Origin of the sequence: Mycobacterium sp. GA-1841 (genome assembly GCF_001954135.1) — a bacterium.
Classification (GTDB): domain Bacteria; phylum Actinomycetota; class Actinomycetes; order Mycobacteriales; family Mycobacteriaceae; genus Mycobacterium.
The window spans coordinates 127,764-142,470 of the sequence record NZ_MBEQ01000017.1 but is presented as its reverse complement, the minus strand read 5'-3'; the positions used below and the strand labels follow the sequence as shown (position 1 = coordinate 142,470).

The following is a 14,707-nucleotide window of genomic DNA, read 5'->3' as shown; positions in this document are numbered from 1 at the left end:
CCGCTCGTCGGTTGCACACATACCGTGACAGAATGACTGATAATCAGTCAAGTATCAGCGGCTGGCCTCCCGGGCGGCCGCCGATCAAGATGGACAGGTGCATACCGCCTGCGAGAAACGTGGAGTCGGCGCCGAGGGCGTCTCATGAGCACCGGCGCCGAAGTGGTGGTGAACCGCCTGCTCGCCGACGGCGTCGACGTGTGCTTCGCCAACCCGGGTACCTCCGAGATGCACTTCGTCGCGGCCCTGGATGCCGCCCCGGCGATGCGCCCCGTGCTGTGCCTGTTCGAAGGCGTCGCGACCGGTGCCGCCGACGGCTACGCCCGCATCGCCGGACGCCCGGCGGCCACTCTGCTGCATCTCGGGCCCGGAATGGCCAACGGCCTGGCCAACCTGCACAACGCCCGTCGAGCCTTCAGTCCGGTGGTCAATGTGGTCGGCGATCACGCCACCTACCACCAGGCTCTCGATGCGCCTCTGGAATCCGACATCGACGCGTTGGGAAACTGGACGCACAGCTCGGTGCACCGGCCGGCCACAGCTGCCGACCTCGACGCCATCGTCCACGACGCCATCCGCAGCGCGACCGGGCGGCCCGGGATTGCCACGGTCATCCTTCCGGCCGACTACTCCTGGGGTAGTGCGCCGCAGAACTCGTTGTCTGACACGGTTTCCGCCGAGAAGCGCCCGAGGGCGGGTGACGCGGACGTCGCCACCGCGGCGAAGCTGCTACGTGCGCACGGGCAGAGCGCGGTGGTGCTTCTCGGTGGCGGGGCCACCGATGCCGAGGCCCTGCAGGCCGCGGACCGGATCCGCACGGCTACCGGGGCGCGTGTCCTGGTCGAGACCTTTCCGGCCCGGTTGACCCGCGGCCGCGGTGTGCCGGCGATCGAGCGGCTCGGTTATCTGGCCGAGCAGGCCACTCAACAGCTCGCGGGCGCAACACATCTGGTCCTCGTCGGGGCCAGATCGCCGGTGACCTTCTTCGCCTACCCCGGCAAGCCGAGCGTGCTCGTGCCCGATGGTGCGGAGGTACGCACCCTGGACCCCGACGAATTGACCGATCTGGCAGACGAATTGGGTGGGGAATTGCCCCCAGCTGTGCCAGCCGAGCCGGCCGTGATGCCGACCGGCCCGCTCAACCCGCAGAATCTGGCTCAGGTGATCGCCGCCCTGCTGCCCGAGAACGCCATCATCTCGGACGAGGCCAACACCAGCGGAGTGGCCCTGCCCGCTGCGACTGCGTCGTCCCCGCGCCACGACGTCCTCACCCTGACCGGCGGCGCGATCGGACAGGGACTGCCGGTCGCCGTCGGTGCCGCCATTGCCGCCCCGGACCGGCCGGTGATCGCCCTGCAGGCCGACGGCAGTGCGGCGTATACCATCTCGGCGTTGTGGACCATGGCCCGTGAACAGCTTGACGTCACGGTGGTGCTCCTCAACAACCACGCTTACGCGATCCTGCAGTTGGAGTTGCTTCGAGTTGGCACCCGGGCCGACGGTGAGCGGTCCCGTTCACTGTTGGACCTCAGCCGTCCTGGCATCGACTTCGCGTCTGTCGCGGAGGGATTCGGTGTGCCGGCCACGAGAGCCGCCACTGCTGAGGAGCTCGCCGAGCAGTTCCGCGCGGCGCTGGCAGAGCCGGGGCCGCACCTGATCGACGCAGCGCTGCCGACCTGGTCGCCACGCTGATCACTCGGCGGGTGTGATCACGACGTCCGGCGGCGCTTCTGCAACACCACTGCCGCGATCGGAATCCGCATTTCCTCGGGAGCCGAGGACAGCCGCGCCGCGATGCCGGCGTGCAGCCGCTCGTAGAACGCCGGCACCCGTTCCGGGGCACCGGTGAGTGCCGCGCCCAGATCGGCGAACGCGGTGAAGCGACAGAAGTCGGCCCACCGGATGCCGAAAGCCGTTGAGTTCCGGTCATTGCGGTAGGCGTTGAAGATACGGTCCTGGGCGTCGAACAGTTCCAGGTGCTGGATCTCCAACCGCTCGAACCGCCCCGACGGAGCGAAGGGTGCGGTGAAATCCACGGCACGGCGCCCGGCGATCGGCAGCGACATCCCGGCGACCTCGTCGTCACTGACCAGACCGTCGGTGCGCAGTTCGGCCAGCGTGTCCACCATGGACCGGAACAACGGGTGGTAGCCAAAATCGCCGTCGTCCGCCTGCCCGATCGTCAGCACCACCAGGCGGCCGCCCGGAAACAACTCACGCCCTCGGAAGGCGATGAACTCATGCCAATCATGGGCGGCCTGCCGGGCATAGGCAGCGCGCACCCGATCGTCGTTGCAGTACGCCGCGACGACGTGGTCGGTGACCGGCATCGGCACCCGGCCCAACCGCACCACTCCCCAGGCAGACCAGCCCAGGTGCACACAGTTCGACGGCAGAATCTGGGTGTAGAACGACTGGCCGACCGCCGAGCTGAACGTGGCCGAATCCTTGTGCTGATAAGACTGCGGATCGTCCTGGAGCACACGGAACATCGTGGAGAAGTCGTTGTCGGCGGTGTCGGTGTGCGTCACCAGAATCGAGTGCTCGGGCCGGGTCCGGCTGCGGATGGCGGTGATCGCCGCGCTGAGCGGCTGCATCGAATTGTGCGCCGTACCCGCCCCGTAGTCGGCGACCACGATCGGCTGCGGTGGCTCCGGGATCGGCACCGCACGTGCAGCTTCCTCGAGAAGCTTGATCGCCGACGTCATTCCGGCGGTGTGCGGGCGGGGCGCAGCTGGGCGCGGTCTGGCCATGACTAGTTGCGCAGCACCAACCGGCCTGCCGGCCGGGCGGACTCGAGGTTGTCGGTGCCGTTGCGAGGCATACTCCGACGGTAACCCGCCGTCGGAGGCTGTGGCACACTTCGGCGATGAGCAACGGACCCAGCGGCTCGCGGATCGCGATGATCGCGTCGGTCATCGCCCTTGCCGTCGCGATCTTCGGCGGCGTCGGATCGCTGATGGTGAACGCGTTCGTGATCGCCGATCCCGTCGCCTACGGCGAAGTCTCCCTGCCCGGATCGGCCAGTCTGGATCTTCCGGCCGGCGACGTGGACATCAGCTACCGCGCCAACACCCTCACCGTCGGCGGCAAGGGGGTGCTGGTGCCTCCGATCCAACTGAGCATCGATCCACCGGCAGGCGTCGAGCGGCCGCTCATCACCGACACGGTGAGCAGTTCGACGAAAAGCAACCGCGAGGTCACGGTGCGAGTCTTCACCGTGCACATCAAGCAAGCCGGCGCGTACCGGGTGAACGCCAACGCGTCGGTGTTCGAATCTCAGCAGCCCCGACTGGTCTTCGGTCACAGCAGCCCGTACTACTGGGTGGTGTGGCCGTTCGTCGGCCTCGGGGTGTTGGCCGGCGGCGCACTGGCCGCATCGATCGTGTGGTCGACGCGCTCTGGTAAGCGCACCTATCCGATGGCGCCGCAAGGGTTCGGCGACCCGGTGGCGGCCTGGCCGCCGCCGGAGCCGGCCCGTTCCTACCCGCCCGGGCCGGCCTCGACCACCTACGTTCCCGACGATCAGGCGATCAGGGTCGAACAACTCAAAACGATTACCGCCCTACGTGACAGCGGGGCGCTGACCGAAGCGGAGTTCGAGGCCGAGAAACGCCGGATCCTGGACAGCTGAGGCCCGCGAGCGGTCCTCTCACGCGGCCCGGCGGGGCAGACCGGACCGCTGAAACGGGCCCGCCGGGACGAACCGCGCCAACAGCGCGTCGGCGGATTCACCGGCGAAGTCGCTGATCAATTGCCTGGCCGCGGCCTCGGAGGTGAGTGATTCGACCGGCCGCGGATCATCCAGCAGACCATACAGTTTGGTGGCGAAGCGGGGGCTGCCCTGGGCCGCGGCGAAGAACAGGTTGCCGTATTCGGCCAGTTCCGGATCGGACAGGAACAACCGGGTCACCAGTTGCGCGGCGCGCGCCCGGTCCGCGTAGAACTCCTCGAACGTCTCGCGCAGCCAGGCTTCGTCGAACGGTCCCTCGTGACCGGCCGCCTGACGTACCAACGCAGCGGCCTGCACCAACCCACCCTGCGCGCCCTGCCCGGCGATCGGATCATAGGAGACCGCGGTATCGCCGAGGGCCGCCACGGGATGGCCGTTGGCGGTGCGGCCCACGCCGCTGCGCACCACCTGGGTGACCGCCCCCTTCAACCACGAGTGCGGATCGTCCTCGATGATCGTGAGCTCGTTGACCTCCGGAAGATCCCAGTCGATGTAATCGCGGTGCAGGGCGGCGACGATGTCGAGCGCCGACTGCGCGCTGTCGGCGCCGGCGAAGCGGCGTTCCCAGTCGCTGCCCGGACGGGCCCAGCCCAGGAACGCCCACGTCGGGCCGGCGTCTTTGTGAAGGTAGCCGCCCCACCATGCTTCACCCTGGTCAGTCACCACGGTCAAGGCGCTGTGGCGCCCACCGGAGGGCCCACGGTGGGCGAAAGCCTCTGGGCTGTGCGGCAACCCGGTCGTGGTGACGGTCAACAGGCTGCGTTGGGGCCGGTCGTAGGCAGAGCGTGCCGGGTCGACCGGAAACAGCGACGACAATCCGTCGCGACCGGTGGCCACCAGGGTCAGGTCGGAGTCCGCGGCGATGCGGTCGAGGCGCTGCGGATCGACGGCTTCGACGACGAACCGCCCGCCGCGCTGCTGGAAGAGCGTGAGCCGGTCATCGGCCTTGAGGCGGGTGTCCACCGCGATGCCGACGAACCCGTCGAAGGCGGCGTCGAACGCGATCTCCTCGGTGCGGTCGGGACCCGACCCCTCGACCACGCGGACGCTCTCACCGGTCGATGTCGGGGCTGTGGCCAAATAAGTGTTGAGCCCAAGGCTCTCCTCGGCCCGCTGCGCCGCTCGGAAGATCAGCGCGGTGCCGGTGGCCGGGACATCGTTGCGCAGGCTGAGCTGGTCCCGATTGCTGTAGAGGGTGACGTCAAAGCCGTTGTCCAGCAGCCCAAGTGCGGCGGTGACACCGGTCTGCCCGGCGCCGATCACCGCTGCGGTACGCCCATGCGAAGTCGTCATGGCTGCCACTATCGGCACGCGTCGGCACGGTGTTAAGGAACTGGCTCAGCGTGATCGCAATCGAATCAGTGCCCGCGGGCGACCCACTCGTCGTAATGCACGATCTCGTCCCCGATCGTGGTGGTGTCCCCATGCCCGGTGTAGACCACCGTCTCGCCGGGCAGCATGCCCAGCCGTTTGGAGATGGACTCCAGAATCGTCGGGAAATCGGAGAACGACCGTCCGGTGGCGCCCGGCCCGCCCTGGAACAGCGTGTCACCGGAGATCACCGCGCTGAGTTCGGGGATCGACCAGCACACCGAACCGGGGGAGTGCCCAGGCGTGTGCAGTGCGTGCAGCTCGATGCCGCCGGCGCGCAGCACCTGGCCCTCCTCGACGGTGCGGAACTCCTTGTCGAGGTGCGTCATTCGCCACAGCATCTCGTCGGCCGGGTGCAACAGCACCGGCGCGTCCAGTGCCTCGCCCAGCTCGGGCGCCACAGTGATGTGGTCATTGTGCCCGTGCGTGCACACCACCGCGACGACGTTGCGACCGCCCACGGCGTCGATGATCGGCGCCGCGGTGTGGGCGGCGTCGAACACGATCACATCTTTGTCGTCGCCGACGAGCCAGATGTTGTTGTCGACGTCCCACGAGCCGCCGTCGAGTTCGAAGGTGCCGCTGGTGACGACTCGGGTGATGTTTGATGCGGTCATTTCAGCACCACCACCGAGCGCAGCACCTCACCGTTGTGCATCTTGTGGAACGCCTCCTCGACGGCGTCCAAGCCGATGCGTTCAGAGACGAACTTCTCCAACGGCAGCCGGCCCTGCAGGTACAGCGAGATCAGGGTGGGGAAGTCACGCTCGGGCAGGCAGTCGCCATACCAGGAGGACTTCAACGAACCGCCGCGGGAGAAGAAGTCGACCAACGGCATCTCGAGCTTCATGTCGGGAGTCGGGACGCCGACGAGCACCACGGTGCCGGCCAGATCGCGCGCGTAGAACGCCTGCTTCCAGGTCTCGGGGCGCCCGACCGCATCGATCACCACATCGGCACCGAATCCGTCGGTGAGGTCCTGAATGGTCTCCACCGCATCCAGTTCCCGGGCGTTGATGGTGTGGGTGGCGCCGAAATCGCGGGCCCAATCCAGTTTCTTGTTGTCGGTGTCGACCGCGATGATCTTCTTGGCGCCGACCAGTGCGGCGCCGGCGATCGCGGCGTCGCCCACGCCGCCGCAGCCGATCACCGCGACCGTGTCGTCACGGGTCACCGCGCCGGTGTTGATCGCCGCACCGATGCCGGCCATGACCCCGCAGCCCAACAGCCCGGCGACCGCCGGATCAGCGGCCGAATCGACCTTGGTGCACTGTCCTTCGTGCACCAGGGTCTTGTCGGCGAACGCGCCGATGCCCAGCGCGGGGGTCAGTTCGGTGCCGTCGGTCAGGGTCATCTTCTGGGCGGCGTTGTGGGTGTCGAAGCACAGGTGCGGACGGCCCCGCTTGCAGGCGCGGCACTGCCCGCACACCGCGCGCCAGTTCAGGATGACGAAGTCCCCGGGTTCGACGTTGGTGACGCCTTCGCCGACGGCTTCGACCGTGCCCGCAGCCTCATGGCCCAGCAGGAACGGGTACTCGTCGTTGATGCCACCCTCGCGGTAGGTCAGATCGGTATGGCACACCCCGCAGGCGATGATGTCGACCACCACCTCACCGGGCCCCGGATCGGGGATGACAATGTCGACCAGCTCGACCGGCTGGCCTTTGGACCGAGAAATCACTCCACGCACCGTCTGGCTCATGCCTACAACCTAATGCAAACCGGACAGGTGTCCAATTTGTATCGGGGTATCGCCGCGGACCGAATTCCGGCCTGCCCGAGCGCCGCCGCGTTACCGTGGGTTGTGGTCGATGATCGAACTCAACTGCTGGTGGTTGCACGGTCGGCATACCGGCGAAATGACTGGCATACCAGTTACGAATCCTTCAGCCGCGTCGACGGCGTGCAAGGCCTCGACACCGATGATCTGGCCGTGTACGCCTCGGCGGCGTGGCGTCAGGGGCATGGGCGCGAGTCGGTCCGGATCAACGAGCAGGTGCACACCCGGCTGCTGCGTACCGACCCGGTGCAGGCGGCGATGAAGGCCGCCGAACTCGGCCTGGCCTGGCTGTCCCGCGGTCATCTGGCGCCGGCCGGCAGCTGGGCGCAACGCGCGCGGTTACTGCTCGACGGTCTCCCGGAGACCGCCGCTCACGGCTACCTGGCCTACCTCCTTGCGGTGGCCGCGGCCGACGCGGGCGACACCACGCAATTCTCCACGGCGACACGCCAGTTGGCGGAGATCGCGGAGAAACTCGACGACGCCGCCCTCAAGACGCTCGCGCGGGCGCTGACCGGTATGGCCGCTGTGACCGCCGGTGACCCGGGCGGCTACCTGATCTTGGACGACGTGCTTCTTCCGGTGCTCGACGATCCGGTGCCGGTGGAATGGGCCGGCGATGTGTACCGGAGGGCATTGGCTCTCGCACAGGGTCGAGGTGCCGGGGCGCGATCGGAGGCGTGGACGCAATCCATGCAGCGGTGGTGTGAGGCCACCGAACCCGAATCCGCCCAGTCCGCCTATCGCGCGGTGTGTGACGTGCACCGGCTCTCGACAGCGACGAATGCCGATCCCCACGAACTGGTCCGGCGAGTGGTCGGACTGCGTCGCCTGGTCGCCGAGGTGGATGCGGTCGCCGCGGGCATGGTGGAGGAACTGCTGTCCCGGAATCTGGGGCGGGCCCGATAGATTTACGCGCGATGAGCGCTACAGATGTCCTCTCGGTCATTGACGACTGGCCCGTCGGCTCGGCGGCTGCGGCAGTGGTGGGACCATCTGGGATGCTGGCCAGCCACGGCGACACCGGCAAGGTCTTTACCCTGGCCTCGGTGACCAAACCGCTCGTGGCCCGTGCGGTGCAGGTCGCCGTCGAGGAGGGCGCGGTCGAACTCGACACCCCAGCCGGCCCGCCCGGGTCGACCGTTCGTCATCTGTTGGCGCACGCATCTGGCGTGTCGATGCGTTCGGCCGACGTGCTCGCCCGGCCGGGGCAGCGCCGCATCTACTCCAATTACGGTTTCGAGTTGTTGGCCCGCGCCGTCGAGGAGGCAGCGGGCATCGAGTTCGGCAGCTATCTCACCGAGGCGGTGTTCGAGCCGCTGCGCATGACGGCGTCGCAGTTGTCGGGCGGGGCGCAGGCGGCCGGGTTCGGGGTGGCCTCGAGCGTTGCAGATCTGGCGGCGTTTGCCGTCGAACTGTTGCGGCCGAGGCTGGTCTCGGAGCAACTGCACGCCGAGTCGGTGGCCGTGCAGTTTCCCGGACTCGACGGCGTGTTGCCGGGGTTCGGGGCGCAACGTCCCAACGACTGGGGGCTCGGCTTCGAGCTGCGGAATGGCAAATCGCCGCACTGGACCGGGTCGGCAAACTCCCCGCGCACCTTCGGGCATTTCGGTCAGTCGGGCACGTTCCTGTGGGTGGATCCGGCCGTTGACCTGGCCTTGGTGGTGCTCACCGACCGTGACTTCGGCGATTGGACCTACGCGCTGTGGCCGGCCATATCTGATGGTGTGCTGAGAGAAAACGGCACAGACTAGCGCAACACCAGCCTCACAGGGCACAATAGACACGCGCGGCACACACAACTGCATGCTCGATCGGAATCACTAGGTCGTTGGGGAAGACGTCCCTCGTGAGCCGAAGGAGTAGCAGATGCGTGCGTCGAATCAGTTCGCCGACGCGGCGACGGGCGTGGTGTATGTCCACGCCTCACCCGCGGCGGTTTGCCCGCATGTTGAGTGGGCGTTGTCGTCGACCCTGTCGGCGCGGGCGAACCTGAAATGGACCCCGCAACCGGCCATGCCTGGCCAGTTGCGCGCGGTGACCAACTGGGTCGGGCCCGTCGGCACCGGGGCGCAGCTGGCCAATGCCCTGCGCTCCTGGTCTGTGCTGCGCTTCGAGGTGACCGAAGATCCCAGCGCCGGCGTGGACGGCCACCGTTGGTGCCACACCCCACAACTCGGGCTGTGGAGCGGCGCGATGAGTGCCAACGGGGACGTGATGGTCGGCGAGATGCGACTGCGCGCCCTGATGGCCGGCGGCGCCGACATGTTGGCGGCCGAACTGGACACCGTGCTCGGTACCGCCTGGGACGAATCGCTGGAGCCTTACCGCAACGGCGGTGACGGCGCCGAGGTGTCCTGGCTGAACCGGGGCGTCGGATAGCTCCTCAGCTACGCGCCCACAGGCAGTAGCCGCTGAGCGTCGTCGTGAACATGTGATCGCTGACCGCAAAGGTCAGCGACTGGCCCGGTTCGGCGCTGACGGTTTCGGGTTCCGATGTGCGACCGGCTCCCAGAACGTCGACGACCTCGGCGCGACACCGGGCCTCGGCGGTCTGTGGCATTCCCAACCAGGTGCCTGCCTTGGCGTCCGGGTTCCGTCGGCCCTGACCATGCAGGATCAGTGGCGGCCCGGTGGTCAGCCAGCGGTCCGACGAGGGGTAGGGACCATCGAATGCCTGCCAGACCGCGCCATCGCACAGCAACAGCCGGCGATCGTTGCCCGTCTGCCCCGGCTCAGCCGGTGTCAAAGCCCCACTGAAACTCTCGGTGCACGACGTCTGCGGTTGCGGCGCAGTGGTCTCGGCTGGGCCGGGCGGCGCGGGTCCGGGAGCGGCGTGGGCGCAGGCGCTTGTGGTGAGTGCGGTGGCCACGACGACGGCCGCCACACTCACCGCAGGCGCTCGACGCATGGCCTACACCGAGATGGTCTTCATCGACGACAGGTCCGTTTGCATCAGCCGAACGTTGTAGTCACCCCAATAGGACAGGTTGTAGTACAGGTATTGGGAGTTGTCGACCACATTGCCGTCGGCATCGACGGTGTTGAAGTAGTCGCTGCCCGACATCGGATGGACCATCGGCGCATACATGCCGGTGTTCGACGTCAGGTTGTTGCTCACCAGCGTGGTGGTGTCCGACCACTGACCTTGTGGTGAGTCCGACACCCGCATCACGACATTGTTGCCGCCGTCGGTGTAGAGCACGACGTACTTGCCCAGATACTCGTTGTACTGCACTGACATCTCGCTGACGTTGCCGCCCGTGGGTAGGCCGCCGACCCAGATGCCGTTGGCGATCTTGGTGAACAAGCCCAACGTGAAGAAGTCCGCGACCTTGTACAGCGTCGGCAGGAAATCGGTGCTGCTGGAACCGAAGACGGGAATCGCCGCCGACGGATCGCCGTTGACCCACTGGCCGTTACCGGCGGAATCCTCACCCGACCAGTACTCGTAGGCGTCGAGATCGGCGATCTGGTCCTTCTCGACTCGTGCCACATATGCCGAGCCCTGCCGGCCCGACGGCGTCCCGTACACGTAGACGTACGGGTCGTCAGGATCGTCCGACATCACCAGCGCGTTCTGCTGGAAGTGCTCGTCACCGGGAACGTAGCCCGTACTCGTGCGGAACCACCCCGACGACCGCACGGTGTCCTTGTCGACGGTCCAGGTCTTTCCGCCGTCAGTGGAGTACGCGATGGCCGAGTAGTTGGTGGTCCAGCTGCCCGGGTTGTCCCACGTGCGCACCGACATGACCGTCGCGTACTGCGTGTAACCGCCCTCGGCGTCAGGGTTTTCGATCGCGATCGCCGACGTCGGGATCATCGTGTACGTGGTGCCGAACAGGCCGTTGAGGCCGCCCGGATCGTAGATGATCTGCGCGGCCCCGGCCGGATCACCATCCGTGCCGTACCACGTCGGTGTGCCCGCGACGCCCGGCCTCGCCCCGGCGTGGATCAGCGCATCGCTGAACTGCAGGCCATCGCTGAGATCGAAATCGCTGGTGCGGAAAAGGACGTTGTTGCGCCAGTCGCCGGCCATCCCCGGCTGGCTGTAGGTGTCACCGAACAACGTGTAGATGATGGCTTTTCCGGTATCCGGGTCGACGTATCCGCTGTTCCACATGATCCCGAGATCAGTGCCCGCGACATACCAGTGACCGGTCTCGGTGACGCCGGTGACCGATCGGAGCTTCGTGGTGAATTCGGTCAACGACTTGGGTACCGACGGTTTGGGCGTCAGGTCGTCGGTTTGCACTGCGACATGGGGACTCACCGCCGCCATCGGCTGGATCTCACCCTCGGCCACCACCGATGCGGCTTCGTTGGGCGAGACCACACGGGCGCCGGCCGGGTTCGCCGTCCGCTCGAATTCCCTTCGGGTCCACGCCGCCATGGCCCACAAGGCGGGGGACTGCGCGGGCGCCGTCGGGCTGGTGCCCGCGCCGAACGGTGCCAGCCCTGCCACGCTCAGCAATGCCGATACCACCGGCGGTGCGGTGATTTTCGGTGTGACGGGTGCGGGCGTATCGACCTTGATCGGCGCGATGCTGCTCACCGGCACCGTGCCCGAGTCGGCGACGGACGTGTCCGGAGTAGGCACCGCCCCGACGACGTCGTCGCGGCGTCGGTTGACGTGGTCGGCCGACTCCTTGATCTTCCCGACGATGGTATTCACCCGTTGCGTGGGCGCCGGGGTCGCGGCCTCGGGGGTGGACGGGGTGGACCGGGGCGTGGATTCTGACCTGCCGGTGATCACCGTCGTGCGGTTGCGGGTCGGCTTGGTGTCCTTGGCGCTCAGTTGGGGACGTGTGTCATCGAGTCGCCCTTTGGTGCGCGTCAACGCGTCTCCGACATCGTCCAGGCCGGACTCGACATCCTTGCGGACGCGGTCGGCAAGCTTGGACAGCGGTCCCTTACGGCTCGGCGTCGTGGACGTGCCGGGTTTCTTCACCTTGGCTGAGCCCGCTGAGCCGTTGGAGCCGTTGGCGTTTGTGGAGCTGTGGGCGCGGCCACCTGATGACGCTCCAGCCTTGTCGCTGCTGCTGGAGCTGGCCTTGCTCGAGCTGCCCCCGGTCTCGTCCGCCCAGGCGATGCCGGTCCCGGACGTCAAAGCGGTACCGATGCCGAGTGCTACTGCGAGCGCGCCGACGCGGCCGATGTACTTGGTTGAATCCATGACGCTCCGTGTTTCAATCGCAACCCCGGCCCACAGGCAACCTACCGTGCGCCGTCCACGGTGTCGGGCAAACACGCCGACTGGGCGAAAGACGTTGTGAGCTGCGCAGGTCCGGAGCCGTCGCCCGCTGCGTTAATGAGCGAAGAGTTCAGCCTGCCGCGCGGGGAACCAGGATCTGGAGGGCGCTCGAAACCGCCGACACCGTCACCGGAAGGGCGGCCGCGAAATCGCCGTCGGCGTAGGCGTTGATACCCGGGCACTCGACGTGCACCGTCCGGGCCCGCTTGGTGGTCACCTCGTCGAGATGGATATGGGTGCCCTTGAACACGGTGGGGAAGAGGCGGATCAGCCTGGTGCGCGACGCCGAGGTGATCATCGTGACGTCCAGCAGCCCGTCGGTGTGGTCGGCGCCCGGGCAGATCAACATGCCGCCGCCGTAGCTGCGGGTGTTGCCGAACGCGGCCAGGGTGAGGTCGGTGCGCAACACCGGGCCGTCGTCGAACGTCAGCCGGAACGGCAGCAGCCGCAACTTCGACATCTCCGCGAGCATCGCGACGTTGTAACGCATCCGGCCATGTGGCCAGCGCATCCGGTTGGTCCGATCGCTGACCAGGGAATCGAACCCGGCGGCCATCACCGTGCCGAACCATTTGACCGCCCCCGAGGCGTCCACGATGCGGCCGAGGTCCACGGTCTCGGTGTGGCCGTCGGCCACGATGTCGGCCGCTGCCTCTGGATCACCTGTCGGCAAACGATATTCGCGAGCGTGGTCGTTGCCGGTGCCGGCGGGCACGATGCCCAGCGGTACCTCGCCGGTGGCCAGTGCCTGCAGCGCCAGCGAGATCACGCCGTCACCACCGACGACCACCAGCGCATCGGTGCCGCGGTCGAGGGCATCGTCGACCAATCGGCGGGCATGTGCGGCATCGGTCCCGACGATCTCGCACACGTCGATACCGCGGCGCTGAAACTGCGCGACGGCACGCTCCGCCGCATGCGGTGCATTGCCGTGCCCCGACAACGGATTGGTCAGGACGGTGACCTTGTTCACGGAATCAGCTTGCCGGGGTTGAGGATTCCGGCCGGATCCAGCGTGGCCTTGACCGCACGCAGCACCTCGACACCGAGGTCACCGATCTCGTCGCGCATCCACGGGCGGTGATCGGCACCCACCGCGTGGTGGTGGGTGATGGTCCCGCCGGTACCCACCATCGCAGCGGAGGCCGCGGACTTGGCCTTGCGCCACTGCTCGATCGGGTTGCCGCGCTGGGCGGCGACGACCGTGAAGTACAGCGAGGCACCCGTGGGATACACATGCGAAATGTGGCACATCACCAGGGCCGGCGTGCCGGATTCGGCGAGCGAGGTGGTCAGCGCCTCGGTGACGGCGGCTTTGAGCGCAGCCAGATTGGACCACGTGGTGGCCGTCTCCAGGGTTTCGCACAGGGCGCCCGCCGCCAGCAGTGAGTCGCGTAGATAGGGCGCATTGAAACGGCCGTGCTCCCAGTCGCGGGCCGCCGTCTCACCCAGGGAGATGCCCCCATGCTGTTCCAGGACGGCGCGCGTCTCCTCATGCCTGCTCCGGGTATGTTCCGGCGTGCCCTCGAACAACGTGATGGCCAGGCAGCCGCCGGTAATGCTCTGTTCGCCAATGCTTTCCGTGGTGGCCAGGTTCACCCCGGTCTCCGCCTCGTCGGACAAACGGATCACCGTCGGCCCGGTGCCGGTCTGGGTCACCGCACGCAGTGCGTCGGCTCCCGTCCCGAAATCGGGGAACGACCAGGCCTCGTAGCGCGTCGTCTCCGGGATCGGATGGACCCGGACGCGCACCCGGGTGATCACGCCGAACACGCCTTCCGAGCCGATGAGCAGTTGACGTAGATCCGGTCCGGCCGCCGAGGCCGGGGCGCGGCCGAAATCGAGAATCCCGGCCGGGGTGACGGCGCGCAGGCCGCGGACCATGTCGTCGAAGCGCCCGTAACCGGCCGAATCCTGGCCTGAGGATCGGGTGGCGGCGAACCCGCCGATCGTGGCGAACTGGAAGCTCTGTGGAAAGTGCCCGAGGGAGAAGCCCAGGGCACCCAGCAGCGCCTCGGCCTGCGGTCCGGTGACGCCGGCGCCGAGCTCGGCCTCACCGGCCACCTCGTCGAGGCGGTGTAGCCCGTCGAGCCGGCGCAGGTCGAGGGCGACCACGGCGGCGAAATCGCCCCGCAGCGGATCGAGACCGCCCACCACGCTGGTCCCACCGCCGAACGGCACCACCGCGATCCGGTGTTCGCTGCACACACGCAGCACCTCGGCTATTTCGTCCTCGGACCCCGGGAGCAACACCGCGTCCGGAGCATCCTGGATACCGGAGTCCTTGCGGCGCAACAGATCCAACGTCGACTTTCCGCCGGCGTGTAACAGACGCGACAGCGGGTCGGTGCCGCAGTGTGGCGCGCCGACGATGTCGGACAGTGCCTGGAGATCGTGGTCGGACAGCGCCGACGGTCGTAATTGCACCTGATCCCGCGGCAGCGCGGCGGCCGGCGCGGCCTCGATACCCAGGGCCTGCTGTAGCAGCGACCGAATGCCCTCGGAGAGCGGCTTGGCGGACTGCGGGTCGCCCCAGGCGTCCCATTTCATCGGAGGCAACAACCGAGCG

The 14,707-nt window shown here is 67.6% G+C and carries 13 protein-coding genes; 5 read left to right on the top strand and 8 right to left on the bottom strand.

The genetic code is table 11. The annotated features are described in order from the left end of the window. Positions 1 to 144 precede the first annotated feature (144 nt). Positions 145 to 1,692 (top strand): acetolactate synthase large subunit, encoded by a 1,548-nt coding sequence (locus A5740_RS05055; RefSeq protein WP_076191981.1) that lies wholly within the window; start codon positions 145 to 147, stop codon positions 1,690 to 1,692. Positions 1,693 to 1,709: 17 nt separating this feature from the next. Here the strand turns inward: A5740_RS05055 and A5740_RS05050 are convergent, their stop codons facing one another. Then, positions 1,710 to 2,708, bottom strand: a complete 999-nt coding sequence (locus tag A5740_RS05050; protein WP_083653933.1) for an SAM-dependent methyltransferase — start codon at positions 2,706 to 2,708, stop codon at positions 1,710 to 1,712. Between the two features lie 161 nt (positions 2,709 to 2,869). Between A5740_RS05050 and A5740_RS05045 the strand changes: the two genes are divergently transcribed. Then, complete coding sequence (locus tag A5740_RS05045) at positions 2,870 to 3,634, top strand: SHOCT domain-containing protein (RefSeq protein ID WP_076191977.1); 765 nt, start codon at positions 2,870 to 2,872, stop codon at positions 3,632 to 3,634. Positions 3,635 to 3,652: 18 nt separating this feature from the next. On the opposite strand, the gene A5740_RS05040 is transcribed toward A5740_RS05045, so the two are convergent. The 3 genes from A5740_RS05040 to A5740_RS05030 form a co-directional block, all read right to left on the bottom strand. Then, complete coding sequence (locus A5740_RS05040) at positions 3,653 to 5,026, bottom strand: styrene monooxygenase/indole monooxygenase family protein (RefSeq protein WP_076191975.1); 1,374 nt, start codon at positions 5,024 to 5,026, stop codon at positions 3,653 to 3,655. A 65-nt stretch (positions 5,027 to 5,091) separates the two neighbouring features. Further along, positions 5,092 to 5,721, bottom strand: coding sequence for an MBL fold metallo-hydrolase (locus tag A5740_RS05035; RefSeq protein ID WP_076191973.1), 630 nt, complete (start codon positions 5,719 to 5,721; stop codon positions 5,092 to 5,094). After that, positions 5,718 to 6,806 carry an S-(hydroxymethyl)mycothiol dehydrogenase gene (locus A5740_RS05030; protein ID WP_076191972.1) on the bottom strand — a complete coding sequence of 363 codons (1,089 nt, stop codon included), beginning with the start codon at positions 6,804 to 6,806 and terminating at the stop codon, positions 5,718 to 5,720. The genes A5740_RS05035 and A5740_RS05030 overlap by 4 nt, the downstream gene beginning before the upstream one ends. 27 nt (positions 6,807 to 6,833) lie before the next feature. Here A5740_RS05030 and A5740_RS05025 point away from each other — a divergent pair, with 27 nt between their 5' ends. The 3 genes from A5740_RS05025 to A5740_RS05015 all read left to right on the top strand — a co-directional run bounded on the left by A5740_RS05025 (position 6,834) and on the right by A5740_RS05015 (position 9,266). Next, positions 6,834 to 7,793: a chemotaxis protein CheY gene (locus A5740_RS05025; RefSeq protein ID WP_254849072.1), complete on the top strand. Its 960-nt coding sequence runs from the start codon at positions 6,834 to 6,836 to the stop codon at positions 7,791 to 7,793. Positions 7,794 to 7,804: 11 nt separating this feature from the next. Continuing rightward, a complete protein-coding gene (locus A5740_RS05020; RefSeq protein ID WP_076191970.1) occupies positions 7,805 to 8,638 on the top strand; it encodes a serine hydrolase in 834 nt (277 codons plus the stop codon). Positions 8,639 to 8,753: 115 nt separating this feature from the next. Next, positions 8,754 to 9,266 (top strand): DUF3145 domain-containing protein, encoded by a 513-nt coding sequence (locus A5740_RS05015; RefSeq protein WP_076191968.1) that lies wholly within the window; start codon positions 8,754 to 8,756, stop codon positions 9,264 to 9,266. Between the two features lie 4 nt (positions 9,267 to 9,270). Here A5740_RS05015 and A5740_RS05010 read toward each other — a convergent pair whose 3' ends face one another. From A5740_RS05010 to A5740_RS04995, 4 genes are all read right to left on the bottom strand, one after another. After that, positions 9,271 to 9,795 carry a hypothetical protein gene (locus A5740_RS05010; RefSeq protein ID WP_076191967.1) on the bottom strand — a complete coding sequence of 175 codons (525 nt, stop codon included), beginning with the start codon at positions 9,793 to 9,795 and terminating at the stop codon, positions 9,271 to 9,273. A gap of 3 nt (positions 9,796 to 9,798) precedes the next feature. After that, positions 9,799 to 12,060 (bottom strand): DUF4185 domain-containing protein, encoded by a 2,262-nt coding sequence (locus A5740_RS05005; protein WP_076191965.1) that lies wholly within the window; start codon positions 12,058 to 12,060, stop codon positions 9,799 to 9,801. Between the two features lie 148 nt (positions 12,061 to 12,208). Then, entirely contained in the window at positions 12,209 to 13,111 is a 903-nt protein-coding gene (locus A5740_RS05000; protein ID WP_076191964.1) for a diacylglycerol kinase, read from the bottom strand. Next, complete coding sequence (locus tag A5740_RS04995; RefSeq protein WP_076192244.1) at positions 13,108 to 14,688, bottom strand: FAD-binding oxidoreductase; 1,581 nt, start codon at positions 14,686 to 14,688, stop codon at positions 13,108 to 13,110. Before A5740_RS04995 ends, A5740_RS05000 begins: the two co-directional genes overlap by 4 nt. Positions 14,689 to 14,707: the final 19 nt, after the last annotated feature.